The sequence below is a fragment of the Synechococcus sp. BA-120 BA3 genome, assembly GCF_034931285.1.
Taxonomy (GTDB): Bacteria; Cyanobacteriota; Cyanobacteriia; order PCC-6307; family Cyanobiaceae; genus Cyanobium.
On sequence record NZ_JAYGHZ010000520.1, the window covers coordinates 1 to 567 of the forward strand.

The 567-nt window shown below is 76.5% G+C and carries 1 protein-coding gene; it reads left to right on the top strand.

Annotated elements, in window-relative coordinates:
• Nucleotides 1-18: 18 nt before the first annotated feature.
• Nucleotides 19-567: chloride channel protein (locus VB737_RS17265; RefSeq protein WP_500314785.1), on the top strand; the 549-nt coding region annotated here is incomplete at its 3' end.

Below are 567 nucleotides of genomic sequence, written 5' to 3' on the forward strand. Positions count from 1 at the left end.
GGCCCGGGTCTGTCGAGCCTGATGGCGATCGCCGATGGCCGCCAGGGGGGCGAGCCGCGCCTGCCCTGGCTGCGGCTGGTGGCGGCCTCCCTCAGCCTGGGCAGTGGCGCCTCCCTCGGGCCGGAGGGTCCGAGTGTGGAGGGTGGCGGCAACATCGGCCTCTGGGTGGCCCTGAGGGGCCGCCTCTCCCCCCAGGCCCAGAAGGCCCTGGTGGGGGCCGGAGTGGCGGCGGGTCTGGCGGCCGGCTTCAAGGCCCCCATCGCCGGCGTGTTCTTCGCCTTCGAGGGCAGCTACAGCGCCATTCCGGGACGCCCCAGCCTGCGGGCGGTGCTGGTGGCGGCGGTGGCCTCGGCCCTGGTCACCCAGCTGTGCCTGGGCGACACGCCGATCCTGCGCCTGCCCGCCTACGAGGTGCGCTCCCCCCTGGAGCTCCCCCTGTACCTGGGGCTGGGCCTGCTGGCCAGCCTGATGTCCTGGCTGCTGATCCGCCTGCTGGCCGCCGGCCGCGACGAGCGGGTCCAGGCGGTGGTGCGGCGCCTGCCGCCGGGGCTGCCCACGGCCCTGGGC